Annotated in this window: 22 protein-coding genes and 1 pseudogene; 12 read left to right on the top strand and 11 right to left on the bottom strand. The window is 71.1% G+C overall.

The annotated features are described in order from the left end of the window. Window positions 1–121 precede the first annotated feature (121 nt). The 3 genes from ACIO52_RS07600 to ACIO52_RS07590 all read left to right on the top strand — a co-directional run bounded on the left by ACIO52_RS07600 (window position 122) and on the right by ACIO52_RS07590 (window position 4,049). Window positions 122–1,789 carry a DNA repair helicase XPB gene (locus ACIO52_RS07600; RefSeq protein WP_342801066.1) on the top strand — a complete coding sequence of 556 codons (1,668 nt, stop codon included), beginning with the start codon at window positions 122–124 and terminating at the stop codon, window positions 1,787–1,789. Between the two features lie 94 nt (window positions 1,790–1,883). Next, a complete protein-coding gene (locus tag ACIO52_RS07595) occupies window positions 1,884–2,549 on the top strand; it encodes a DUF3239 domain-containing protein (protein WP_218717501.1) in 666 nt (221 codons plus the stop codon). A 108-nt stretch (window positions 2,550–2,657) separates the two neighbouring features. Continuing rightward, window positions 2,658–4,049, top strand: a complete 1,392-nt coding sequence (locus ACIO52_RS07590; protein WP_218717500.1) for a M1 family metallopeptidase — start codon at window positions 2,658–2,660, stop codon at window positions 4,047–4,049. On the opposite strand, the gene ACIO52_RS07585 is transcribed toward ACIO52_RS07590, so the two are convergent. Then, on the bottom strand, window positions 4,050–4,907 hold the full coding sequence (locus ACIO52_RS07585; protein ID WP_316573469.1) for a hypothetical protein: 858 nt from the start codon (window positions 4,905–4,907) through the stop codon (window positions 4,050–4,052). A gap of 109 nt (window positions 4,908–5,016) precedes the next feature. Here ACIO52_RS07585 and ACIO52_RS07580 point away from each other — a divergent pair, with 109 nt between their 5' ends. Continuing rightward, window positions 5,017–5,526: a hypothetical protein gene (locus ACIO52_RS07580; protein WP_218716885.1), complete on the top strand. Its 510-nt coding sequence runs from the start codon at window positions 5,017–5,019 to the stop codon at window positions 5,524–5,526. 95 nt (window positions 5,527–5,621) lie between these two features. Here the strand turns inward: ACIO52_RS07580 and ACIO52_RS07575 are convergent, their stop codons facing one another. Further along, the gene (locus ACIO52_RS07575; RefSeq protein WP_316573470.1) at window positions 5,622–7,922 is read right to left on the bottom strand and encodes a helicase-associated domain-containing protein; all 2,301 of its coding nucleotides are present in this window, start codon (window positions 7,920–7,922) and stop codon (window positions 5,622–5,624) included. Window positions 7,923–8,077: 155 nt separating this feature from the next. Between ACIO52_RS07575 and ACIO52_RS07570 the strand changes: the two genes are divergently transcribed. Continuing rightward, a complete protein-coding gene (locus tag ACIO52_RS07570) occupies window positions 8,078–8,269 on the top strand; it encodes a hypothetical protein (RefSeq protein ID WP_218716887.1) in 192 nt (63 codons plus the stop codon). Between the two features lie 65 nt (window positions 8,270–8,334). On the opposite strand, the gene ACIO52_RS07565 is transcribed toward ACIO52_RS07570, so the two are convergent. Next, window positions 8,335–8,943, bottom strand: a complete 609-nt coding sequence (locus ACIO52_RS07565; protein WP_218716888.1) for a resuscitation-promoting factor Rpf1 domain-containing protein — start codon at window positions 8,941–8,943, stop codon at window positions 8,335–8,337. 373 nt (window positions 8,944–9,316) lie between these two features. Further along, window positions 9,317–9,565, bottom strand: a complete 249-nt coding sequence (locus tag ACIO52_RS07560) for a hypothetical protein (protein ID WP_218716889.1) — start codon at window positions 9,563–9,565, stop codon at window positions 9,317–9,319. A 158-nt stretch (window positions 9,566–9,723) separates the two neighbouring features. Between ACIO52_RS07560 and ACIO52_RS07555 the strand changes: the two genes are divergently transcribed. Beyond that, window positions 9,724–10,143 (top strand): cold-shock protein, encoded by a 420-nt coding sequence (locus tag ACIO52_RS07555; RefSeq protein ID WP_218716916.1) that lies wholly within the window; start codon window positions 9,724–9,726, stop codon window positions 10,141–10,143. Between the two features lie 46 nt (window positions 10,144–10,189). Here the strand turns inward: ACIO52_RS07555 and ACIO52_RS07550 are convergent, their stop codons facing one another. The 3 genes from ACIO52_RS07550 to ACIO52_RS07540 all read right to left on the bottom strand — a co-directional run bounded on the left by ACIO52_RS07550 (window position 10,190) and on the right by ACIO52_RS07540 (window position 13,375). Further along, window positions 10,190–10,705, bottom strand: coding sequence for a DUF2771 domain-containing protein (locus tag ACIO52_RS07550; protein WP_218716890.1), 516 nt, complete (start codon window positions 10,703–10,705; stop codon window positions 10,190–10,192). After that, window positions 10,702–12,531, bottom strand: a complete 1,830-nt coding sequence (locus ACIO52_RS07545) for an MFS transporter (protein ID WP_308248384.1) — start codon at window positions 12,529–12,531, stop codon at window positions 10,702–10,704. The genes ACIO52_RS07550 and ACIO52_RS07545 overlap by 4 nt, the downstream gene beginning before the upstream one ends. A gap of 67 nt (window positions 12,532–12,598) precedes the next feature. Continuing rightward, window positions 12,599–13,375 (bottom strand): glutaminyl-peptide cyclotransferase, encoded by a 777-nt coding sequence (locus ACIO52_RS07540; RefSeq protein WP_218716891.1) that lies wholly within the window; start codon window positions 13,373–13,375, stop codon window positions 12,599–12,601. A gap of 8 nt (window positions 13,376–13,383) precedes the next feature. Between ACIO52_RS07540 and ACIO52_RS07535 the strand changes: the two are divergent. Next, window positions 13,384–14,143: pseudogene (locus tag ACIO52_RS07535) on the top strand (DUF3027 domain-containing protein); the annotation flags it as partial. An 820-nt stretch (window positions 14,144–14,963) separates the two neighbouring features. Beyond that, a complete protein-coding gene (locus tag ACIO52_RS07530) occupies window positions 14,964–17,993 on the top strand; it encodes a sacsin N-terminal ATP-binding-like domain-containing protein (protein ID WP_402642480.1) in 3,030 nt (1,009 codons plus the stop codon). Here ACIO52_RS07530 and ACIO52_RS07525 read toward each other — a convergent pair. Continuing rightward, window positions 17,990–18,616: a TetR/AcrR family transcriptional regulator gene (locus ACIO52_RS07525; protein WP_218716894.1), complete on the bottom strand. Its 627-nt coding sequence runs from the start codon at window positions 18,614–18,616 to the stop codon at window positions 17,990–17,992. The two genes, ACIO52_RS07530 and ACIO52_RS07525, sit on opposite strands and share 4 nt — an antisense overlap. Window positions 18,617–18,735: 119 nt before the next feature. Here ACIO52_RS07525 and ACIO52_RS07520 point away from each other — a divergent pair, with 119 nt between their 5' ends. Next, window positions 18,736–20,784, top strand: a complete 2,049-nt coding sequence (locus ACIO52_RS07520) for a neutral/alkaline non-lysosomal ceramidase N-terminal domain-containing protein (protein ID WP_402642476.1) — start codon at window positions 18,736–18,738, stop codon at window positions 20,782–20,784. Here the strand turns inward: ACIO52_RS07520 and ACIO52_RS07515 are convergent. Beyond that, entirely contained in the window at window positions 20,781–21,041 is a 261-nt protein-coding gene (locus ACIO52_RS07515) for a DUF2530 domain-containing protein (protein WP_218716896.1), read from the bottom strand. The two genes, ACIO52_RS07520 and ACIO52_RS07515, sit on opposite strands and share 4 nt — an antisense overlap. 62 nt (window positions 21,042–21,103) lie before the next feature. Between ACIO52_RS07515 and ACIO52_RS07510 the strand changes: the two genes are divergently transcribed. After that, window positions 21,104–21,541 (top strand): MarR family winged helix-turn-helix transcriptional regulator, encoded by a 438-nt coding sequence (locus ACIO52_RS07510; protein ID WP_218716897.1) that lies wholly within the window; start codon window positions 21,104–21,106, stop codon window positions 21,539–21,541. Here the strand turns inward: ACIO52_RS07510 and ACIO52_RS07505 are convergent, their stop codons facing one another. After that, window positions 21,542–21,934, bottom strand: coding sequence for a YccF domain-containing protein (locus tag ACIO52_RS07505; protein ID WP_218716898.1), 393 nt, complete (start codon window positions 21,932–21,934; stop codon window positions 21,542–21,544). Between ACIO52_RS07505 and ACIO52_RS07500 the strand changes: the two genes are divergently transcribed. Together ACIO52_RS07500 and ACIO52_RS07495 are read left to right on the top strand one after the other, a co-directional pair. Beyond that, window positions 21,933–22,763 carry an RNA methyltransferase gene (locus tag ACIO52_RS07500; RefSeq protein ID WP_255587179.1) on the top strand — a complete coding sequence of 277 codons (831 nt, stop codon included), beginning with the start codon at window positions 21,933–21,935 and terminating at the stop codon, window positions 22,761–22,763. The genes ACIO52_RS07505 and ACIO52_RS07500 overlap by 2 nt on opposite strands. Further along, window positions 22,760–23,059, top strand: a complete 300-nt coding sequence (locus tag ACIO52_RS07495) for a DUF2537 domain-containing protein (protein WP_218716900.1) — start codon at window positions 22,760–22,762, stop codon at window positions 23,057–23,059. Before ACIO52_RS07500 ends, ACIO52_RS07495 begins: the two co-directional genes overlap by 4 nt. Before the next feature lie 6 nt (window positions 23,060–23,065). On the opposite strand, the gene ACIO52_RS07490 is transcribed toward ACIO52_RS07495, so the two are convergent. After that, window positions 23,066–23,806, bottom strand: a complete 741-nt coding sequence (locus ACIO52_RS07490; RefSeq protein WP_218716901.1) for a DUF6928 family protein — start codon at window positions 23,804–23,806, stop codon at window positions 23,066–23,068. Window positions 23,807–23,875 lie beyond the last annotated feature (69 nt).

Genomic DNA, 23,875 nt, shown 5'->3' with positions numbered 1-23,875 from the left:
CCGTTCGGGGCCGCCCCTCGGTTCAACGCTCGAAGCGCAGGCGCCGCAGGCGCGAGTCTCGAGCGTTGAACCGAGGGGTCACGAGGCCCCGAACCCGCGGCCCCGGCCGCCGAGGAGCACAGTGACCGACGGTCCGCTGATCGTGCAGAGCGACAAGACCCTGCTGCTCGAGGTCGACCACGAGCTGGCAGGCAACGCGCGGCAGGCCATCGCGCCGTTCGCGGAGCTCGAGCGCGCGCCCGAACACGTGCACACCTACCGGATCACGCCGCTGGCGTTGTGGAACGCCCGCGCGGCCGGTCACGACGCCGAGCAGGTCGTCGACGCGCTGGTGAACTTCTCGCGCTACGCGGTGCCGCAGCCGCTGCTGGTCGACATCGTCGACACGATGGGCCGCTACGGCAGGCTGCAGCTGGTCAAGCATCCGGCGCACGGGCTGTGCCTGGTGAGCCTGGACCGCGCGGTGCTCGAGGAAGTGCTGCGGCACAAGAAGATCGCGCCCATGCTCGGGGCCAGGATCGACGACGACACGGTGATCGTGCACCCCTCCGAGCGCGGTCACATCAAGCAGATGCTGCTCAAGATCGGCTGGCCCGCCGAGGATCTGGCCGGTTACGTCGACGGCGAGGCGCACGACATCGGCCTGGACTACACCGCGGGCAAGTGGCACCTGCGCGACTATCAGGAGATGGCCGCCGATTCGTTCTGGGCGGGCGGCTCCGGCGTGGTCGTGCTGCCGTGTGGCGCGGGCAAGACGATGGTCGGCGCGGCAGCCATGGCCAAGGCGAAGGCGACCACGTTGATCCTGGTCACCAATACCGTCGCGGGCAGGCAGTGGCGGCGTGAGCTACTGGCGCGCACCACGCTCACCGAGGACGAGATCGGCGAGTACTCCGGCGAGCGCAAGGAGATCCGCCCGGTCACCATCGCGACGTACCAGGTGATCACCCGCAAGACCAAGGGCGAGTACAAGCACCTGGAGCTGTTCGACAGCCGGGACTGGGGCCTGGTGATCTACGACGAGGTGCACCTGCTGCCCGCGCCGGTGTTCCGGATGACCGCCGACCTGCAATCGCGGCGCAGGCTCGGCCTGACGGCCACGCTGGTGCGTGAGGACGGCCGCGAGGGCGACGTCTTCTCGCTGATCGGCCCCAAGCGCTACGACGCGCCGTGGAAGGACATCGAGGCGCAGGGCTGGATCGCCCCCGCCGACTGCGTCGAGGTGCGGGTGACGCTCACCGACGCCGAACGGATGGCCTACGCCACCGCCGAGCCGGAAGAGCGCTACAAGCTGTGCTCCACCGCGCGCACCAAGATCCCGGTGGTGGAGTCCATCCTGGCCAAGCACAAGGACGCGCCGACGCTGGTGATCGGCGCGTACCTGGACCAGCTCGAGGAGCTGGGCGTTGACCTGAACGCGCCGGTCATCACCGGCGCCACCAAGAACAAGGAGCGCGAGGCGCTCTTCGACGCGTTCCGGTCCGGCGAGGTGCCGGTGCTGGTGGTCAGCAAGGTCGCGAACTTCTCCATCGATCTGCCGGAAGCCTCGGTGGCGGTGCAGGTTTCGGGCACGTTCGGCTCGCGGCAGGAGGAGGCGCAGCGCCTCGGCCGGCTGCTGCGGCCGAAACAGGATGGGGGACAGGCGCATTTCTATTCGGTGGTCGCCCGCGACACTCTCGACGCGGAGTACGCGGCCCATCGGCAGCGCTTCCTCGCCGAGCAGGGCTACGCCTACCGCATCACCGACGCCGACGATCTGCTCGGACCGCCCATCGGCGACGGCGCGTAGCGACGATCGCCCGGTCGGAACGCGGTACCGTGCGGTGAAGTCCTCGGCAGATAAGTGGAGGCAACTCCTCCGCAACTTGTGCTAGGAAGGAACCGTGCGCCGCTTCGAATTCGTGGTCGACCGTGAGCACGCTCATGCGGTCAACGAGACGTTCACCGGGTTACGCAGGTTGCGGGTGGTCGCCCTGCTGGTCGCCGGGCTCGCCGTCGCGGCCACGGCCGCCCTGCTGTGGAGCGGGCAGGCCTGGGGGTTTCTGCTCGCCGTCGTGTGCGTGCTGGTCGCGGCGATCGCGCTGTGGGTCGCGCTGTGGACCCCGCACCGCTCCAGTATCGAAAAGCTCTACCAGGACGGCGCATTGGTGCCGGCCGTGGTCACCGAGGCCGAGGACTCCGGCATCGTGCTGCTCGCCCTCGTCGACATCGCCGAGCCCGCCGCGCCGACGCGCAGCTGGGCGCTGATCACGCGCAAGGTGCGCGCGCTGCCCGGACACCTGCCCGAACCGGGGGAGCGCGTGCCCGCCGTGGCGGTGCGCACCGATCGCGCGCCGCGCCAGGTCGGCGAACGATGGCAGCTGGTCACGGCCATGCCGATCGCCTGGGGAACGCGTGATCGCCTGGTGATCGAGCGGGCCCGCGACGCCATCACCGAACGGGAATGGCGGTTGCTCGCCGAGAATCTGGCACTGGCCGCGCGGGTGAAGCGGACCGCGACCAAACGGCTGCTGCTCGACCCGCAGCAGCTACCCGGCGACCTGGGCTGAGCGCGGGCTCGCACCGACCGCGCGTATTAGGACCTGCGCGGCGTGCCTGCGACGATGGAGGGTGTCCGCGGGATCCGAGCCGGAGCAGGCGAAAGGTGTCAGTCGAGGATGCGATGGTCGGCCGGAGTGTGCGCGGTGCTCGCCCTGCTGGCGCTGGGTGTGCGCCCGGTCGACGCCGATCCCGGCCTGATCGGCGCGCCGGGACTCGGTGATCCCTACTACCCGCTCGACGGCAACGGCGGCTACGACGTCGCTCACTACGACGTGGCGGTCGACTACGACCCGGCCACCTATGTCCTGCGCGGCACCGCGACCGTCGACGCCCGCGCGACTCAGCCGCTGGCCCAGTTCGATCTGGACTACCGCGGCCCCGAGGTGCTGATGGTGACGATCAACGGGCAGCCCGCGGGCTTCACCCACGACGGCGACCAGGAACTGGTCGTCACGCCGCTGCTGCCGCTGCCGCCCGGCCTGCCCATGCGCGTCGTCGTCGACTACGCGGGCCCGGTCGCCGACACCGAGGGCGAGGGCTGGACCTACGCGCCCAGCGGCGGCGCGTTCGCCGTCGGCCAGCCGCACAGCGCCGGCACCTGGTACCCGCTCAACGACACCCCGTTGGACAAGGCGACCTTCACACTGCACGCCACGGTGCCCGCCGAGTGGGAGGTGATGTCGACCGGCGAGCGCACCCGGCACGAGGTCGTCGACGGCCGCCTGCACACCACCTGGGAGACGCGGCAACCCGTCATCGGCTACCTGACCACGATCGCCGTCGACCACTTCACCTTCCTCGAACAGCGCACCGCCGACGGCACGCCGGTGCTCAGCGCCTTCGCGCCGGAATCGGAGGGCAATCGCGACGACGAGCAGCGCCTGCCGGAGATCCTCGCCTTCCTCGAAAACCTCTACGGGCCCTACCCGTTCGACGTCGCCGGTGGCATCTACGTCGACGCCGTGATCCCGTTCTCGCTGGAAACCCAGACCCGGCCCACCTACGCGCCGTGGACCGACCTGAACACCGTCGTGCACGAACTGGCGCACCAGTGGTGGGGCGACACGATGTCGGTGCGGCAGTGGTCCGACATCTGTCTGAACGAGTGCTTCGCCAGCTACACCGCCGACTACCTGTGGCCGGAGCGGATCGACCACGCCGACGTCGACACCAAGTACCGCGAGAAGATCGCGAAATACCGTGATGATCCGGAGTTCTGGGAGGTCGCGCTCGCGAGTCCGGGCGCGGGCAACGAGTTCACCTCGGTCTACTATCGCGGCCCGCTGTTCCTGCACGCGCTGCGCAAACTGCTCGGCGAGGACGTGTTCTTCACCGCCATCCGCGATTTCGTGAATGCGCACCGCGACGGCAACGCCTCGATGCCGGAGTTCCGGGAGTTCCTGCAGAGCCGGACCTCGCTGCCGCTCGGTGAGTTCCTGGCCGAATGGCTGGACACGACCACGCCGCCGCGCGAGTCGTTCCTGTACCCGGGCACGCTGGGCCGGTAGTCAGTCCTCGTCCAGGCGGGCTCGCGCGCGATCGGTCAGCCGCTGCATGCGCTCGAATTGGCTGCGCGCCGAAGTGAGTTCGCCCCTGGCCCGATGGTCGGCGGTCCGGGCGAAATGGCGCTGCTGCTCGGCGTGCTCGAGTTCGGCGCGCAGTTCGTCGATGCGGGCCTCGATCTCGTCGAGCGCGGCTTTCGCCCGCGCGGCGGCGGCTTCGGCCTCGTCGCGCGCGGAGCGAGCCGTGGCCAGCGCGGCCTCGGCGTCGTCGAGTTCCTGCCGCGCCTCGGCGCGGCGGGCGGCCTCGGCCTCCGCCGGCGACTTCCCGGTGCGCCGGGTCGCGCGTGTGGCCGGTGCGGCGGCCTTGCCGCCGGTGATCGCGACCAGCCCGGCCGGGCCGAAGCCGTCGTAGGTGACGGTGGCGGGCAGCACGCCGGCGCGGACCTGGTCGGCGACGCCGGGATCGGCCAGCGCGGCGGTCAGGGTCTGGCCGACCTCGCGCAGCACCTGCTCGCCGGCCGGGCGGTCGTGCTCGGCGGCCAGTTCGCCCGCCCGCTTGGTCATGGCGTTGACCACCTGCTGGCGCTGGGCGCCGAGGGCGCGCAGTTTGTCGCCGGAGAGCTGGCGCTGGGCCGAGCGCAGGGCGTCGCCGAGGTCGAGCAGGGCGGTGATCTCCTGCGGCGCGTGCCGGGCCAGCAGGTTGACCGTCCACGCCGCGACCGTCGGTTTGCGCAGCGCGGTGATGGCCTTGGCCAGCTCGCGGTCGCCGTCGGCACGGGCCTGGGCGGCCCGTTCGGTGCGGGTCGGCACGAAGTCGCCGGGGTCGAGGCCGTACAGCTCGCCTGCGACATCGTCGAGGGTCATCTTTGTGATGGTAGCCAGGGTTCGACGGGGCCGAGCGCGGGCGCGGCGGGCTTGGGTATCGTCACCGGCGGGCATGTTCGCCTGAACCGTTCGGTGAGTGAGGTTTTCAGTGTTGTTCCCAGGAAAGCGACTGCTGGCGCGGGTCGTGCTCGCCCCCGTGGCGACGGTCGCACTGGTCGGGGCGGTCGCCGCCTGTTCGTCGGACAGCGATTCGGCGGGCAGCTCGCTCGCCACGGGCTCGTGCGTCGAGGTCACCGACAACGCGGCCGACGCGATGGTCGGCAAGCTCGGTGACTGCTCGGCGACGACGTCGAACTACCGGATCGTGCAGGTCGGCACGGCCCCGCTGACCTGCGATGTCGCCGATGCCACCTTCAACGGCACGGTGGGCGACACCAAGACCGGTCTCTGCCTGGCCCCCAACTTCGCCCAGGGCAACTGCTACGCCGACGCGGGCAAGCGCCCCGCCGAAACCGTGGCCTGCACCGCCCCAGAGGCCACGTTCAAGGTCGTCAAGCGCATCGACGGCGTGGCCGACGAGCTCCAGTGCGGTGCCGACGCCACCCAGTTCCGCACGGTCTCCGACCCCAAGGCCACCTTCTGCATGGCCAAGCCCTGATATTGGAGCGCTGGCGCGCGCGACGGCCGACTGCGTCGGCCTGCCCCTCCTCGGGGTCGGGGCGTGTGTGATCGGGGCGGCCGTTTCCTGCGGTGTCAGTCGAGGAGGGCGACCGAGGCTATTCGGTGCAAAGTGAAGTGGCGGGTCGCGCCGGTGACGGGGTCGACGGCGTCCAGTTGGCCGTTGCCGACGCGGAGGGGCTCGACCACGCGCTGGCTGGCGACGCCCTGGGCGTCGACGTAACCGATGTTCACCGGGCGGCCGACCCTGGCGGCCAGCTGGAGCAGGGCCAGGGTCGCCGCGGTGCCGGTGCGGGTGCCGTCGGCGCGCACCGACTGTCCCGTGCGGGCGCCCGCGGCGCGTTCGCCCGCGCGGAGTTCGGTGACCAGCAGGGCGAGCTGTTCGTCGCTCGGCGGGTTCGGGCGGTAGGGCTTGCGGGCCAGCGGGCGGACCGCGATGCGGGCGCCGCGCGGGCGCAGGTCGACGATCGCGCCCGCGGAATCCTCACCGGCCGGGGCGAAACCGGCCGCGCGCAGCTGTTCGAGCAGTTCACCCAGCGGAGCCAGGGCGATGGCGACGGTCGGCGCGATCGCGCGCAGGGCCAGCGTGTCGGCCACCGGCGCGGCCAGGACCTGGGCGAGCAGCGCGGGATCGTCGCTGCGCAGGAACGACTGCGCCATGCCCGCCCGCAGCTGGCCGTGGCGGCGGGCGACGTCGTCGATGAGGTAGGTCAGCGACTGGGGGACCGGCGTGCGTGAGTGGTTGGCGAACAGCGCGTGCAGTTCGGCGGCGGTCATCCCCGCGTCGAGCGCGCGGCGCACCGAGGCGTCACCGACCCGGTAGACCGTGGCCGCGCCCGCCGACTCCACATCCGCGACGAGCGCGATCCGGCCGCGTAACTCGGGCACCAGGGGACCGGGCGCGATCACCGTCAGGTCGGCTTGGACGAGGACGTGATCGACCGGCTCCGGCAGCGCCGCGGCCATCTCCGCCTCGGCGTCGGCGACGCTGGTGTCCGCGCCGTGCAGCAGGGCCCTGGCGGCGGAATCGAGCGCGCCGCGGCCGAGCAGGCCGAGGGTGGCGGCCTCGGCCAGCGTCGCGGTCACCGCGTCGAGCCGGAAGTGCCTGCGCCTGCGCGGCATCCGCCAGGCCAGCAGCTTGCCGATATCGGTGGCGGTCAGCGCGGTGCCGCTGGGGTACTCGGCGAGCAGGCCGAGGACGGCGTGCCGGTCGCGCACCGCGTGCGGGATGCGCAGCTCCGCCGAGAGCGCGGCGATCGGCTTGTCGGCGGCGTCGCGCAGGCCGATCATCCACGGCATCCGGTCCAGGTCCAGCCAGGCCTGCGCGAGCAGCACCCAGCGGGTCGCCGGCGGTGCGTCCAGCCAGGCGTCGGCCGCGGGGGTCGGGGCCCAGAAGTCGTCGGTGGAGTCGACTTCCGGCACCGGCTCCGGCAGTCCCTTCTCCACGAGCTTCGCGGCCGCCAGCAGTTCCAGCAGCAGCCCGGTGCGCTGCTCGTCGATGCCGGTCTGCTTGGCGAGGCGGCGCAACTCGCGCACGCCGAGACCACCGGCGCGCAGCGCGGGGGCGGGCAGGCGGCCCAGCGCGTCGAGCAGGTCGGCGCAATCGCGCAGCAGCTCACCGACTTCGCCCGCGCCGACCGCGTTCACCTCGGCGGGCGCGTGCTTGGTCAGCGTCGGCTTGGGCGGGGCGAGGGCGTGCGGGTCGGTGACCGGGTCGCCGCGCAGCACCTGGCCGACCGTCACCGGCAGTTCGACCGTCTCGTCGTCGATCCGGTGCAGCAGCCGGGCCGCCAGCAGCCGCGGTACCGGGCGATCGGGGTCAGCGCCGGGTGCGGCGTCCCTGGTGCGGCCACGCGGCCCGGTGGTGGCCAGTTTCTCGAGCAGCGCCCGCTCGGCCGGGCCCGCCGCGGCGAGCGCGGCGGTGACTTCGGGCTCGGTCAGCGCGTCGGGCAGCGCCGTCGTCGCGCCGAGCGGCCAGGGGAGGGCTTCGGCGGCGCTCGGGGCCAGGTGCAGGCCGTCGTCGGTCTGCCAGACCAGCGCGCGGTCGAGCAGGCGGGTCAGCGCGGTGGTGAAAGCGGTCTTGGTGACCCGGTCCTTGAGCTGCGCGTGCAGGGTGGTCCGGGTGAGCGGGGTGACCTCGGTGCCGATCGTGCGGGCGTCCTCGTTGGCCGTGAGCGCTTCGATGATCGCGAACTCGAGGGTGTCGAGATCGTCGGCGGCGCGCAGCACCGAGGCCCGCTGCTGGGCACGCACCGCGAGCACCGACATCGACGCGGGCAGCGGTACCGCCAGATCGGGCCGCAACTGCAGCAGTTTCACCAGTTGGGAGTCGGTGCGCGCACCGAGCCAATCGGCGAGGGAGTCCGTCGCGATCATCCGATCCAGCCTACAGTTCTCGGCCGCCTCGCTCGGGACTGACCGAAGGCTGTGACGAAGGAGTGCCCGGAGGGAGGAAAGATCGCGGAAACAGGCCGAGAACCTGCGGCGCCAGCCGCGATTGAGCACCGTGGTGGGTATGCCAGAATGACCCCGTGGTGAACAAATCGAAGAAACCCTACGTCGACAACGGCTGGCCGCAGGTGGCCGACGGCGAACACGCCGTGACCGAACTGTCGTCGACCCGCGCCGGTAACCTCTCGCCCTTCGGTGAGGACACCGAGTTTCCCGTCCCGGCATCGAAGCTGCCGTACATCCACCCGCAGACGGTGATCAACCGGGTGTAGGTAGGACGGGAAAGACAAGAGCCCGCATCCCTAGGGATGCGGGCTCTAGTTGTCTGCGCGGGCGATCAGGAGGGCAGCAGGCCCTTGTTCGCCTCGAAGAAGTCGATCACGGCCGGGTCGAGCTGAGTGCCCTTGGCGGCGTTGAAGAAATCGAGCGCCTGCTGGGGCACGGCGACACCCTGCTGCTGCACGACGGAGAGGGCGCGATCGACGGCCTGGAAGACTTCCTGGCTCGGATCCTGCACCTGCGGAACGGTCACCTGCGGGGCCCAGCTCGGCGAGGAGGGCGCGATCCGCTCGGTCGGGCCGCTGCTCAGACCCAGCTGAGACGAGCAGGAGGGCCAAGCGCCCCAACCCTGAGAAGCGAGAACCTTTTCGGCGACCGCGATCTGCTGTTCGCGGGTGGCCTGGTTGGCCGTGGCGGCGTACTCGCCACCACCGTGCGCGTTCCAGGTGGAGGGCGAGAACTGCAGCCCACCCTGGTAGCCGTTGCCGGTGTTGATGCCCCAGTTGCCGCCGGCTTCACACTGCGCGAGGCGATCCCAGTCGGAGTCGGGGGCCGCGCTGGCGTTTCCGGCGAAAGCTGCACTGGCGGTGCCGATGATCGCGCCGGTGACGGCGACCTTGGCGACAGTGCGGCCGGTGGAAGTCGGCTTGCGGTGGCGTCCACTCATATCGGGTTTCTTCCTCTCGTGCGCACCTGCATGTGGCCCGGACTGAGAGGTCTCCCGGTCCGCCCTCACTCCTGATTCCAATCGGGGTCCGGTACCCGCGGGGTGAGGTTCGGTGCGGCGGGCCGGTGGTTCCGGGGGTTGCCCCGGCTGAGAGAAACGGTACGACGGACAGCGGGGAAAGTCACTATTTGGTAACCGGCGTGTACGGGTGGGTCTCGGGGTGGTCTCAGGGTGATCCCCGAGGCGTCCGCGCAGGTAGTCGCGGTGTCTGGTGTGCGCGACGGTTGCACGCTCAGTTCGTGACCTACTCGTTATGTGATGAGGATCACACTACTGTCTGGGTATCGATTCGCGCGGGTAACCAGTTGACGCGTCAACGCGCGCGTCGGCCCGACCACAGCGCGAACACCAGGCCGAGCAGGAAGCCGACCGGCGCGAGCATCGCCAGCAGGTACAGCCACAGCCCCGGAGACGAGTCCGACACGATCGGCGTCACGAAGATGGCGACCACGGCCAGGATCCCGATGCCGAACAGCGCGACGGCCAGTCGCAGCAGTCGATCGCTGGGCCGGCGGGGGTCGCGCTCCGGCGGAGTGGCGGCGGGCGGAGGTGTGTTGGTCACCGGTGCACCGTAAAACTGATGTGCTCGCGTTATAGCAACCGGGGTAGACTCTGAGCACATCGCGTCCTGCCTTGTTGTGGGGCGCGTTCTTTTCGCGACAAGCAGATGTAACCCGAGCCACAAGGGTCCGGGTATCGAATGATGAACGGGTGAGCGCAGTGCCGACCGGCCGGGTGAAGTGGTACGACGTCGAAAAGGGCTTCGGCTTCCTTTCCCAAGACGAGGGCGAGGACGTCTACGTCCGTTCCTCCGCGCTGCCCGATGGCGTCGAAGGTCTCAAGCCCGGCCAGCGCGTCGAATTCGGCATGGCCGCGGGTCGGCGTGGCCCGCAGGCACTGAGCCTGAAGCTGCTCGAGGCGCCGCCGACCGTGCGCGGCAACCAGTCTCAGCAGCCTGCCCGCAAGGACGCGGGCCCGCGCAAGTCGCCCGACGAGCTGCACGGCCTCGTCGAGGACATGATCACGCTGCTCGAGACCAAGGTGCAGCCGGATCTGCGGCGCGGCAAGTACCCGGATCGCAAGCTGTCCCAGCGGATCTCCGAGGTCGTGCGGGCCGTCGCCCGCGAACTCGACCACTGATCCGATCCTCGGTCCCGGGCACCACGGTGTCCGGGACCGAGTCGTGTCAGGCCTCGGGGGTGCTGATCGACCAGGCGGCGTGCGGGATGTAGGTCTCGCGGCCGGTCACGGTGTCGCGGGCCAGGATCGGGAGCTGGACCTCGATGCCGGCCAGGCGCAGGTCGGGTTCGGGCTTGGTATCGATGGTGAGCGCGCGGGCGCCCGAGGGGAAGTCGGCGAAGCTCAGCACCCGGTCGACCTGCTCGCCGGAAGGTCGCTGGTAGATCAGCTGGACCAGCCACGGCGACTCGGCGATCTTGTCCGGGAGCGACAGCTGCACCGGGCGGCCCGCCGTCGTCGTCAGCTCGGTGGTCTCGCCGTAACGGCAGTCCTGCATGGTGACCGTGCAGTACAGGAACGGGTCGACGGTGACGGTGGTGCCGCGCGCGAACGCGGTGATCTGCGGGTCGCGCTCGGGCGCCTTCGACACGCCGTAGGCCACCAGACCCGCGGTCACCGCGGCGACGGCGAAGAGTCCGACCGCGACCAGAACGACGATCGTGCGGACGTTGAGCTTGCTCACCGGATGGGGTCTCCTGTCCCTCGCGGAACCGCACCGGGGTCTGCCCGGTACGGATGGGTGTTGGGCACTTCCTGCTCGGCGTGCTGCGGACGATTGCCGCCCAGGCCGGGCAGCAGCGAATGTCCGGTGTAGCTGACGAACGTCTGGATCAGGCCGATCACCAGGATCACGCTGATCACCGCGAAACCCTTCCAGAATTCGATCGGCAACAGCACACCGGCCGCGCCGCCGATCACCCAGCTCAGTTGCAGCACCGTCTCCGATCGGCCGAAACCGGACGCGATCGACTCCGGCGGCAGGTCGTCCTGGATGGCCGCGTCCAGCGACACCTTCGCCAGCGCGCTCGCCGCCGAGGCGATCAGCGCCGCGAACGCCGCGCCGAACAGGTTGCCGGTGAACATCGCGAACAGTGCCACCGCGGCGCACGCGCCGGTGCAGCCGAGCACCACCAGCGACGGCCTGCCGAGGGTCAGCCGGGCGCCGGTCGCGTTGCCGCCGAAGTTGCCGATGCCTGCCGCGGCGCCGACCACCGCGAGCATGGCCGCCTGCTCGGTCGGGCTGCCGCCCGAGCCCTTGGCGACGAAGGCGATGTAGAAGGTCAGGAAGCCGGTGAGCACGCGGATGGAACTGTTGCCCCACAGCCCGGTGACCACGGCCCGGCCCAGCGGCTGCCGGCGTTTCCGGGCGGGCACCGAGGACTCCGTGCCTGGCTCGAGCACCTCGGTGTGCGCGTCGGGGCCGTGATAGCTCAGCGTCGCGGGCACCTCGCCCTCGGTCACCTCCACCCACGACGGAATCCGCAGGCTCAGATACGCCCCGGCCACCGCGATGCCGGTCGCCAGGACCAGCGCGCCGGTCGAGCCGGCGATCATCGCGGCGAGCGCGGCCACCGCGCCGGCGCCGATGGTGCCGCCGACCAGGCCGAACACCGTCAGCCGGGAGTTGGTGCGCACCAGGTCGATATCCGGTGGGAGCACCCTCGGCGTGACCGCGCTCTTGAGGACCGCGAAGGATTTCGAGCCGACCATCATGCACAGCGCCAGCGGATACAGCCCCCAGGTGTCGATCTCGAAGATCAGCAGCAGGGCGAAGACCGCGCGCAGCCCGAACGTCGTCGCCAGCGCCAGCCTGCGGCCGCGCTGCAAACGGTCCAGCAGCGGGCCGATCAGCGGCGCGATCACCGCGAACGGGGCGATGGTGATCAGCAGGTACAGCGCCACCTTGGTCTTGGACTCGGCGGTCGCGCTGGCGAAGAACAGGGTGTTGGCCAGTGAGACGGCGATCGCGGCGTCGAGCGCGAAGTTGGCCATCGTGGCGTAGGTGAGCGCGGTCAGACCCGATTGATCGGCGCCGTCGGCCTTGGCCGCGCGCTGGAAGGTGGCGAATCCGCGTTCGGTGAGTTCGCGGCTGCGCATGGCGGCGACCCGGGTGACGGTCAGCTTGCGCGGAACCCGCTGCTTGATCTCGTCGTCGACGGGCTCCTCGGCGCGGGGGAGCGGGCGGGTGCCCGGCGGGCCGAGATCCTTCTCCGGCGGCGTCGGCCTGGCGCGTTCGCGGGGCGTCGGCGCGCCGCGTAAGGGTGTGGTCGGGGCGGCATCGGGCTCGGACCGTCCGCGCCGGAACGGGTTCTTCGACCGGATCGTCGGCGGGTCGGGCGAGTCGGGGCGGGGGAAGACCTTCCGCGGCGCGGTCGGCCTGCGCGGCTGCTCGTCGTAACCCGGCCCGCCCGCGCGCGGCGGGTACTGCCCGAAGCCGGGATGCCTGCCCGCGGGGTTACCGTCCCGGCGACCACGGTCGGGACCGGAGGGATCGCGGGGAGTAGTCACAGTCCAATTCTGGCCCACGCGGCGTTTCCGCGTTCACTCGCGGCGCGGCAGTGTTGGCCACAGCGCGCTATTCGGGGACGAATCGCACCTCGAACAGGCGCGGCCAGTACTTGCCGGTGAGCAGGAACCGGTCGGTCCCGGGCAGGTGGGCGATGCCGTTGAGGACATCGGTACCCGCGCGCTCGGCGGCGGTGAGCAGTCCGCTCGCCTCGATCACCGCGAGCACCCGGCCGGTCTCCGGGTCGATCCGCAGGATCTCGTCGGAGGGGTAGTTGTTGGCGTACACCGTGCCGTCGGGGGCGCAGTCGAGTTCGTTCGGCTGGGGGGACGGGTAGCCGGTGAGCGTCACCGAGCCGGTCTTCGCGAAGGTCACCGGGTCGCGGAAGGTGAGCGTGGGCGTGCCGTCGCTCATCACCAGGCGCTGGGGTTGCGCGCACACGCCCCACCCCTCGCCCTCGTATTCGACGCGGCCGGTCTCGGCCAGGGTGACCGGGTCGCGGGCGATGGCGATGTGGTCCTGCCAGGTGATCTGCCAGACGATCCCGCCCGCCCTGGTCATGCCCTCGCCGAACAGGTTCCCCGGCAGGTCGACGCGCGCGGTCTCGACGCCGGTGGCCTGATCGGCGGCCCGCGCGCTCGACACGCCCCACATGCCGGTGCTTTCGTAGCGAACCCCGTCGACCACCTCCAGGCCCTGGGTGAAGGCCCGCGGATCGTGCGGTGACGAGCCGATCACCTCGACGCGCAGGCGGGGCGGCGCGGGCTCTTCCCGGCCCCCACAGGCCCCCACGCCGAGCAGGCTGACCAGCACTGCGACGGCCAACGAACTCCGATTGCACTTCATACGGCAAAATGTATGCCGTGAGCGCAGTATCTGTTTCGGAGTCCGGCGTGCGTCCTGTTCTGGCCGATGCGGCCGAAGTCGCACGTCGTGCGCTCGTCGAGTTGGAACCCGACGGGGTAGGAGTCCATCTGGGGGTGAGTGCCGAGGACGAGACGGCAGCCACCCACCGGTTCGAGGCGACCCTGCCCGGTTACCGGGGCTGGCAGTGGGCCGTGGTGGTCGCCGCGCCGCCGGAGGCCACATATGCCACGGTCAGCGAGTCGGCGCTGCTGCCGGGGCCCGACGCCCTGATCGCCCCCGACTTCGTCCCGTGGGAGCAGCGGGTCCGGCCCGGCGACCTCGGCCCCGGCGATCTGCTCGCCCCGCCCGCCGACGATCCCCGGCTCGTCCCCGGCTACATCGCGACCGGTGATCCCGTGGTCGACGAGGTCTGTCACGAGGTCGGCCTCGGCCGCACCCAGGTGCTCAGCCTCGAGGGCCGGATCGAGGCCGCCGAGCGCTGGTATACCGAGTTCGGCCCCGACACCGAGATGGCCAAGGCCGCCCCGTCCACCTGCGGCCTGTGCGGCTTCTTCCTGCCGCTGGCCGGCGCCCTGCGCGAATCCTTCGGCGTCTGTGGCAACGCGATGGGCGCGGACGGCCACGTCGTCCACATCGAATACGGCTGTGGCGCCCACTCCGACGTGGTCGCCCCCTCGGGCAACGGTTCGCCGCGGTACGAGGCGTTCGACGACCACGCCGTGGAACTCGTCGAGATCGTGCGCGCGAACGGCACCGCCGCTGCCGAGGCATCCGCCGCCGCAGTGACCGAGCAGCAGGAGACCGCCGAGGCCGAAGCCGCCGACGCGGCCGCCGCCACCCGCGCAGCACTCGCCGAAGGCGCGCGACCGGAATCGGCCGACGAGGTCGTCGCCGCCGAGCCGGCCCCCGTGGCCGAGCCCGCTTCGGCCGCCGGGACTGTGGCCGAGCCCGCCCAGGCTGCCGACGCGGCCGCCACCGCGCCTCGAGCACTCGCCGAAGGCGCGCGGCAGGAGTCGGCCCCCGATGCCGAGACGGCTTCGGTCGTCGAGCCTGCTACCGAGGCGCCCTCGAGCGCGGAGGACGTCGACACCGTCGCTGAGTTGCCGGTCGCTGATCCCGAGGTCACCGCCGAGTCCTCCGCTGCGGCTGTGGCAGACACCGCTGCCGTGGAACCCACGACCGGCGATCAGCGTGCGTCGGCCGCCGCCGACCAGGCCGCTGTCGCGGATCAGGCTGCCGCGGATCAGGGTGCTGCCGCCGAGTCGGCTGCTCGGGATGCGGCGGAAGACACCGCGTCGGTAGCGGCCGCTGAATCGGAGGTGGCCGAATCTGTTTCGCAGGCCGACACTGATGCGGCCGCCGACGGTGCGCGGGCCGACGCTGCCGAGGAGGCTGCCGTCGCCGGTGCCGCAGTGGCGAGTCCGTCCGCGACGGAAACCGCGTCGGACGCGGCGGGTGCCGAGGTCGTCGACGCGGCGCAGGGCGACTCCGCCGATGAGCACGGATCGTCGGTGGCGCGCTGAACGGATCGGCGGATCCCTTCGGCACCGCGGAGCTGCGTGCCGGAGTGCTCGCCGCCTGGCGGGATTCGCCCACCCGGTTGCGGGAGGACAGTGCGAGTGAGGCGGATCTGGTGGCCGCGGGCTACCGGGATCGGGTGCTCACCGAGCTGGCCCAGAACGCGGCCGACGCGGCGGCGAAGGCGGGTGTTCCCGGCGAGTTGAGTGTCCGGGTGCTCGACGGGCGCCTGCACGTCGCGAATACCGGCGTGCCGCTCAGTGTTTCCGGTGTGCACGCGCTGACGGCGTTGCGCGCCTCGGGCAAGGCCGAGGCCGAGCAGGTCGGGCGGTTCGGCGTCGGCTTCACGGCGGTGCGCTCCGTGGGCGACGAGATCGAGGTGCGGTCGACCACCGGCTCGATCCGGTTCTCCCGGACCGCGACCCGGAACGCGCTGCACGACATCGGGATCGAGATCCCCGAGGAGCTGCCGACGATCGAGCCGCCGGTGCTGCGCCTGGCCTGGCCCGTGCCGACCACCCCGGTCGCCGGCGCCGATACCGAGGTCGTCGTACACCTGCGCGACGACATCGACGCGGACGCCCTCCTCGCCGCCCTGCGCGCGGAGGCGACCGACCTGCTGCTGGAACTGCCCGCCCTGCACCGCATCCGGATCGGCGCCGACGAATTCACCAGCACCGTCACCGATCTCGGTGCCGACGGCCGCACCGAACTCGCCATCACCCAGCCGGAGGGCGCCACCCGGCGCTGGTGGCAGTACCGCACCCCCAGGGCCCGCTGGCTGCTCCCGCTGCGCGACGGCCGCCCCGTGGCCGCCGCGCCCGATGTCCTGCGCGCCCCCACCCGCTCCGACGAGGAGCTGTCCCTGCCCGCGATCCTGGTGGCCGACATCGCGATGCAGCCCGATCGCCGTCGCCTCCTGCCCGGCGCCCGCCTGTCCGAACTGGCCTCCGGCTACGCCGATTTCGCCCGCGCCCTCCCGCCCCGCGACCGCCTCGTCCTGGTCCCGGCCCCCGGTTTCGCCCGCAGCGAGGCCGACGGCCTCCTGCGCGAAGCCGTCACCGCCGAACTCCGCACCAACCCGTGGCTCCCCGTCTGCGCCGCCCACATCGACGACCCGGTCGAACTCGCCACCGAGCCCGACCTGCCAGAAGCCGTCACCGCTGACCACGGCCGCTCCGCATCGGTCACGGCCGTCGGCCCCTTGTTCGGCGGGTCGCCCGAGTCTGATTCGGAGACAGCGGGTTTCGCGCCCACCGGATCGGCCGAGTCCGATCCGAGCGCCGCGAGCTCTGCGGCCGACGCTCCGGCCTGGCCCGGGCGGGACGAGGTCGCGCTGGATGCGACCGGAACCGCGTCCGCCGACGCCCTCGCGTTCGGATCGGCGACGGCGACCGTGGGCTTCCGCCCCGACGCGACCGCGGACCGGGTGTGTATCCCGACCCGCGCGAGCGTATTCCCTGATCTCACGCCCGAATTGGCGGCTTTACTCGCCGATGTCACCGGCCCCCTGCTGATCCCGGAACTGTCCGGCCGCGCTCAGCAGGAGAAGCTGTCGGTCCTCGATGTGCACCGCCTCGGCCCCGCCTCCCTGGCCGACCTGTCGAGCGGCCTCGATCGCGAACCGCACTGGTGGCAGCGGTTCTACGCCGCCCTCGAACCGTTCGTGGTCGATACCAGGACCGCCGAGGAATTCGGCGCGCTCGCGGTGCCGCTGGCCGACGGCAGGCTGGTCACCGGCCCGCGCACCGTCGTCCTCGACGATCAGCTCACCGTGGCCGTTCCGGTGCACTGGGCCCGCCTGGTGCACCCCGACGCCACCCACGCGCTGCTGGCCCGCCTCGGCGCCCGCAGCGCCACCGCGGAGGACCTGCTCACCGACCCGGGCCTGCGCGACCTGCTCGAGCAGGACCCGGCCGACCCCGACACCGTCGACGCGGTCCTGCGACTGGCCCCCTTCGCGACCCCGGAACTGCTCCCGTCGTGGCTCGGCCTGCTCGAATTGCCCGACGACACCGGCGAACCGCGTCCCGCCGACGAACTGCTGCTGCCCGGCGCACCGCTGGCCGCCGTCCTGGTCGACGACTCGCCGTTCGGCACCGTCGCCGACGACACGGTCGCCGAGTACGGCGCCGAGGCCCTGCGCGCGATCGGCGTCGGCTGGGACTTCGCGGTGGTCAGCGACCCCGACCCGGTCGGTCCCGATCACGACCTCGACGACGAACACGCCTGGTGGGACGGTCTTTCCGAGGATCCGCGCGAGCTGGCCGCCGTCCGCGATCTGGATCTGGTCGACGAGAACCGCTGGCCCGCCGCCCTGCGGCAGCTGCTGGCGGAGCCGCGCACCCGCGCCCTGCTCGCCGACCGCGACGGTTACACCGCCTGGTGGCTGCATCGGCACGCGCACGTCGGTGATATCGCGCTCGGCCGCCTGCGGCACCCCGACGACGACGAATTCGCGGGCCTGCTCCCGGCTTTCGAGGTCGACGGCATCGCGGGCACCGACCTGGACGTGCTGCGCCCGCTGCTGGTCCGCCCGGACGTGATGTCGGCCGAACTGGCCGAGGAACTTCTCGATGCCCTCGCCGACCCGTCGAAAACCCCGGCACCCGAGGTCATCGCGCACACCCACGCCCGGCTGGCCGCCGCCGTGGAGACCGGTGCGCTCGATCCGCGCGAACTGGATCTGCCCGATCAGGTGCGCGCCCTGTCCGGCGCGGTCGTCGACGCGAGCACCGCCCTGGTCCTGGACCAGCCCTGCTTCGGTCTGGTCGTCCCGCCGGAGCGGTTGGTGGCCGGTGATATCGACAGCGCCGAGGGACTGGCGACCCTGCTGGACCTGCCGCTGGTCTCGGAGGAGGTCAGCGCCGAGGTGCTCGGCACCGGCAGACGGACCACCTGGGCCGCGGACGCGCTGGGGGTGGTGCTGCGTCAGCTGTGGTCACCGCGGGATACCTCGGGCGCGCTGGTCCTGCACGAGACGCTCGAGGTGCATCTGCGCGGTGCGCTGACGGGCACGGTACGGGTGCCGTGGTGGCACACCGAGGACGCGGTGCACGTGCAGGTGCCGCGGGGCTAGCGCGCGTGCGCGGCCACCATCGCGGCGAGCAGGTCGAGCTGGGTCTGCACGGCCTCGCTGTCGTCGTCGACGAGCCAGCGCAGCACGACACCGTCGATGACGCTGAGGATGAATCGGCTCAGCTCGGTGACGGGGGTGGTCCAGGTGGTCTCGGTCGCTTCCCGGAAGTGGTCCATGACGTCGGCGACGGTGGTGTCGTTGAACGCGTACTGCTCACGCGCGATCGCGATCTTGGCCGGCGTCGACTCGCCCTCGCGCAGGGCGTAGGTGGTGGTCTCGTAGGTGAGCAGCTGGCGCTCCGGAGTGGCTTCGATGTTGCGCCACATCAGTTCCAAACCGGAACGCACCAATTTCTGAAGCGCTTCTTTTCCGGTTCCGGCATCGGCCCACAGCGAATCATCGGCATCGACGGAATCGCGCAATTCCATGGACAACGCTTTGACCAGCTCGGTCATCAGTGCGTCCTTGTTTTCGAAACAGTAATGCACCACACCGAGTGAGACGCCCGCGGCTTGTGCGACATCGCGCGTGGTCACGCCCGCGACGCCTTTTTTCTCGGCGAGACCGATCGCAGCCTCGATCAGGTGGGCTCGTCGTTCTTCGACGCTCAATCGGGAGGACACGTGTGCGAGTTAAGCGCCCGCGTGGCAAACAGTCAATTCGCCGGTCCGCGAGAAAATCCTGGACATCTGACCAGTTGATGTGGTTGTCTCCGAATCGGAAGTTGCGAAGGAGTCGCCTGATGTCCGTGTCCCGCCGTACCGTCCTGGCCGCCTCGGCCCTGGGTGTGGCCGCCGTGCCTGTCGTCTCGGCGCTCACCGGCGCCGCGACGCCCGCCGCCCGCGCGAATCCGAAACCGGGCGGATTCGAATTCGGGCTCGGTATCGCCGATCTCACCGGACCGGCCGCGGAATGCGGCATGATGGGCTACTCGCAACTCGATCAGGCGACGGCCGGAATTCATCTGCGCCCCCGCGCCCGCGCGTTCGTGATAGGCGCGGACGGAAATCGCGTCGCCTACGTCGCGGTGGAGAACGGGGCGGTGTTCGGCTCGGTGCATCGCGGTGTGCTGCTCGCGCTCGCGCAGCGATTCGGCGATCGCTATACCGAGCGAAATGTCGTGCTCACCTCGACCCACACCCATGCCAGTTGTGGCGGTTCCGCGCACGACTACGCCTATACGCTGGCGACCCTGGGATTTCAGCAGCAGGTCTACGAGGCCGAGGTGAACGGCATCGTCGAGGCGATCGTCGCCGCCGACGCCGATTTCGGGCCCGGCGCCATCGCGCTGGGTCGGTCCACCCTGCGCGACGCCAGCGTGAACCGGTCCCGCGTCGCCTTCGAGCGTAATCCCGAGGCCGACCGCGCGGTGTTCCCCGACGCTATCGACCCGGCCGTGACCACGCTGGTCTTCACCAGGGCGGGCCGTGAGGTCGGCGCGCTGACCTGGTTCGCGACCCACAACACCTCGATGACCAACGCCAACCGGCTGATCAGCTCGGACAACAAGGGCTACGCCAGCTTCGCCGCCGAGCACATCGAGCACGGCGTGCGCCATCTCGACGGCCCACCGGCCTACATCGCGGCGTTCGCGCAGACCAACGCCGGTGACATGTCACCCAACCTGAATCTGCGGCCCGGCGACGGGCCGACCACCGACGAGTTCGACAACACCAGAATCCTCGGCGAGCGCCAGTACGACGCGTCCAAAGCGGCTGCCGCGCAGGCGGTGCCGATGTCGGGGCCGGTCGGATCGATGCTGTGCTACATCGACCTGGCCGACATCGCCGTGGACGGCCGGTTCACCCCGGACGGCGCGCCGCGGCGCACTTCGCCTGCCGCCGCCGGTGTTTCGCTGATCGCGGGCAGCGTCGAGGACGGGCCCGGCCTGCCGGGCGGGCCGATTCCCGAGGGTGTGCGCAATCCGATGGTGGATTTCCTCGGCGGGATCGACCATCCGCACCCGGCCTGGCTGGCGGACGCCCAGGCGCCCAAGGCGATCGCGGTGCCACTGGGGCTGCTGCCGCCGGTGCCGTGGGTGCCGAACGTGGTGCCGATCCAGCTGATCCGGATCGGCGGGCTCTATCTGGCCGCCGCAGGCGCGGAATTCACCATCGTCGCCGGGTTGCGGGTGCGGCGCGCGGTGGCGGCGGTGCTCGGCGTCGAGCCCGAACACGTGCTGCTGCAGGGCTACGCGAACTCCTACCACGAGTACGTGACCACGCCGGAGGAGTACGACGCGCAGCAGTACGAGGGCGCCTCGACGCTGTTCGGCCGCTACACGCTGTGCGCGTATCAGCAGGAGTTCGCCCGGCTGGCCGCCGCGTTCGTCGCGGGCGGGGCGATCGGGCGTGGTCCGGCGCCGCGCGATGTGTCGGCGCTCCAGCCGAATTTCGCCGCCGTGCCCGGCCCGGACGCGACGCCGCAGGGGCGAGGCTTCGGCGATGTCCTCGTGCAGCCGCCGGCGACGTGCGCGCGCGGCGAGCGGGTGGCGGTCGAATTCGTCTCGGCGCACCCGAAGCACAATCCGCGTCGCGGGGACACCTTCCTCGAGGTGCAGCGTCGCACCGGCGCGGGCGACTGGGAGCGGGTGGCCAACGAGGGCGAGTGGGACGTGCGGTTCCACTGGCGCAAGGAGGGCGAGGCGGTTTCGATCGCCAGGTTCACCTGGGACGTGCCCGCGACGGCCGCCGGCGTGCACCGGTTCGTGCATTTCGCCGACGTGCTGGGCGCCGACGGTGCGCTGCGTCCGGTCACCGGGACCAGCGCCGAATTCGAGGTGACCGGCTAGTCGGTCGACAGACCCACCTGCGCGCCCTTGTCGCCACGGCGGGCCGAGCGGAGCTGGGCCAGGTAGATCGAGACGCCGAGCACGCCGACCGCCAAGCCCATCAGGCACACCGACCGGGCCTCCGACCAGGCCGGATTCAGCCACACCAGCGCGGTCGCGACGATCCAGGCGACGAATCCGACCACCACCACCGGACGCGGATCGACCAGGCTTCGAGGCAGTTCGGGGACCGCGGAGCTGACGTGACCGTTATCCATACCCAAACAGTAGCCGCGTGAAACACATCAGGTGGCGCGGACGTACCGTAGAGTTCTGCACTGTGACAACGCCATCGGACGTCCGTGCCCTGGCCGGTGACCTCTCACTGGCCGTCGTACGGCTCACGCGACATCTGCGCGGCCGCCGTGCCGACGCGCAGATCTCGCTCACCCAGCTGTCGGCTCTGGCGACGCTGGCGCGTGATGGTGCCATGACACCCGGGGCGCTCGCGGGCAAGGAGCGGGTGCAGCCGCCGTCGATGACGCGCGTCATCGCCTCGCTGTCGGACCTGGATCTGGTGCAGCGTCGTCCGCATCCGACCGACGGCAGGCAGATCATCGTCTCGCTGTCCCCGGCCGGGCGCGCGCTGGTGGCCGACGAGACCAGTGCCCGTGAGGCCTGGATGACCGATCAGCTCTCGCGCCTGCAACCGGAGCAGATCGAGATCCTGGACCGGGCGGTCGAGATCATGAACCAGATCGTCGCCGAATCGGAGTGATCAGCGCGTCTGGTCGGAGTCGACGACCTCGTGCCCGAGCGGGAACAGCGACAGCGGCACCAGCTTGAGATTCGCCCAGGCGAAGGGCAGGCCGATGATGGTCACCGCCAGCGCGATGCTGGTCGCGATGTGACCGATCGCCAGCCACCAGCCCGCGAAGACGAACCAGATGATGTTGCCGATCAGTGAGCCGGCGCCCGCGCTCGGTTTGTCGACCACGCTGCGGCCGAACGGCCACAGCACGTAGCCGGCGATCCGCAGCGACGCGATGCCGAACGGGATGGTGATGATCAGGATGAAGCAGATCAGCGCCGCGAGCAGGTAGCCGAGGGCCATCCAGAAACCGCACAGCACCACCCACAGGATGTTCAAGATCAACTGTACGAGCTTCATGTATCCATCATGCCAGGATTGTCCCGTGGCCGAAGTGATCGACATCGACGACCCCGCCGACCCTCGCGTCGACGACTTCCGTGACCTGTCCTCCGCCGACCGCAGGCCCGACCTGCCGGGGCGCAAGGGCCTGGTGATCGCGGAGGGCGTCGTGGTCGTGCAGCGGATGCTCGACTCCCGGTTCACCCCGAGCGCGCTGCTCGGCGTCGGGAAGCGCTACGAGGCGCTGGCCGAGGACCTGGCCGATCGGAACATCCCGTACTACCGGGCCGATGCCGAGGTGATGGCCGAGGTGGTCGGCTTCCATCTCAACCGGGGCGTGCTCGCGGTGGCACCGCGGCCCGCCGAGCTGTCGGTCGAGCAGGTGCTCGACGGCGCCCGCACGGTGGCGGTGCTCGAGGGCGTCAACGATCACGAGAACCTGGGGTCGATGTTCCGCAACGCGGCCGGGCTCGGCGCGGACGCGGTGCTCTTCGGTGACCGCTGCGCCGATCCGCTCTACCGGCGCGCGGTCCGCGTCTCGATGGGCCACGTGCTGCGGGTGCCGTTCGCGCAGCTGCCGCAGTGGCCGGGCGGGTTGGAGCTGTTGCGTGAGCGAGGCTTCCAGATCATCGCGCTGACGCCGAATCCGGCGGCGGTGAACCTGGCGACGGCGATGACGGGGGAGCGGGTCGCGCTGCTGCTCGGCGCGGAGGGACCGGGCTTGACCGAAGAAGCCATGCGCGCCACCGATATTCGCGCGAGAATTCCGATGTCGCCCGGGACCGATTCGCTCAATGTGGCGACCGCGGCGGCGATGGCCTTCTACGAGCGGGTGCGAACATCGTGAAGCAGGAACCGGACGGTCCGTACCGCGCGCAACCGGATTCGGTGCCGTGGGCCGCGGGCGTCACGGTGGTGGTGCTGGTCGCGGCGCTCGGCGCCGTGGCGGTGTACGCGTTCGGCGCCGCGCTGGCGACGGTCCACTGGCTGCTCGCCGTGGCGGTGAACGTGGTGGCCGCGGTCGGGGTGGCGCCGACGGCGTGGCGCTGGCGGTTCACCCCGGTCGTGCGGTGGGTGCTGGCCGGGGCGGCGCTCGGGGTGGTGCTCGGCTGGCTGACGCTGCTCGTCGACCAGCTCAGCTGAGCGGTCTCACAGCACCCGGTCGGTCCGGTGCAGCCAGCCGAACAGGCCCCGCTTGCGCCGGGTGGCCGCGCCGGGGCTGTCCGCCTGCACCAGCGATGGTGGCTGCGGTGCCTGCCCCTTCGGGTACAGCGTGAAGCCGCAGACCGCCAGGTCGCCGGGGACCAGGCCGCCGGGCGCGGCCTGCGTGCGATAGCGGAACCCGAGCCATTCGTCGTTGGCGGCATCGGCGAAGGCAGGCGGGTCGAACGGCAGTGACTGCGGTTCGGGACGGTCGCCGGGCTGCCACGGCACCGGATGGTCACCGGCCCAGAACGGCCGCTCCCACACCATCGGCAAGCCCTCGTTCTCCAGGATGTCGACCCGGGTGGAACTGAACGAGCGCCGGAACTCGCCGCGCTCCCAGTGCGCGAACGCGCCCCAGCGCAGCGTGGCGTCGAACGAGACCAGATAGGTGTGCTCCGAGGCCAGCGGCCGCACCAGCAGATCCGGCAGCTTCGTCGGCCGCACCAGCGCCGCCTCGGCCGTGCACACGACTGTCAGCCCCGGATAGCACCCGATGTACACCTCGTTCCGATCCGGCGCGGCGCATCCGTTGAGCGTCCCGATCATGATCGGCCGAACATCGTGCTCGGCGTACAACTGCCCGGCCAAGGCGGCAGCGGCCGCCGGATCGGGCTCGGGCCGCCCACGCAGCACGGCCGCCGGATCCGGGGTGTCGACATACCAGAGCGTGGAAGCGGACAGCACCGACAACCACCTCCCACCTAGACCGAATCACCAGCTCCAGCAAGAACATGGGTAACTCACCGGGAACGG

This window comes from Nocardia sp. NPDC087230, assembly GCF_044744725.1.
In the GTDB taxonomy this organism is placed as follows: domain Bacteria; phylum Actinomycetota; class Actinomycetes; order Mycobacteriales; family Mycobacteriaceae; genus Nocardia; species Nocardia canadensis.
The sequence above is the reverse complement of the archived record's forward strand: the minus strand, read 5'-3'. Positions and strand labels throughout refer to the sequence as shown.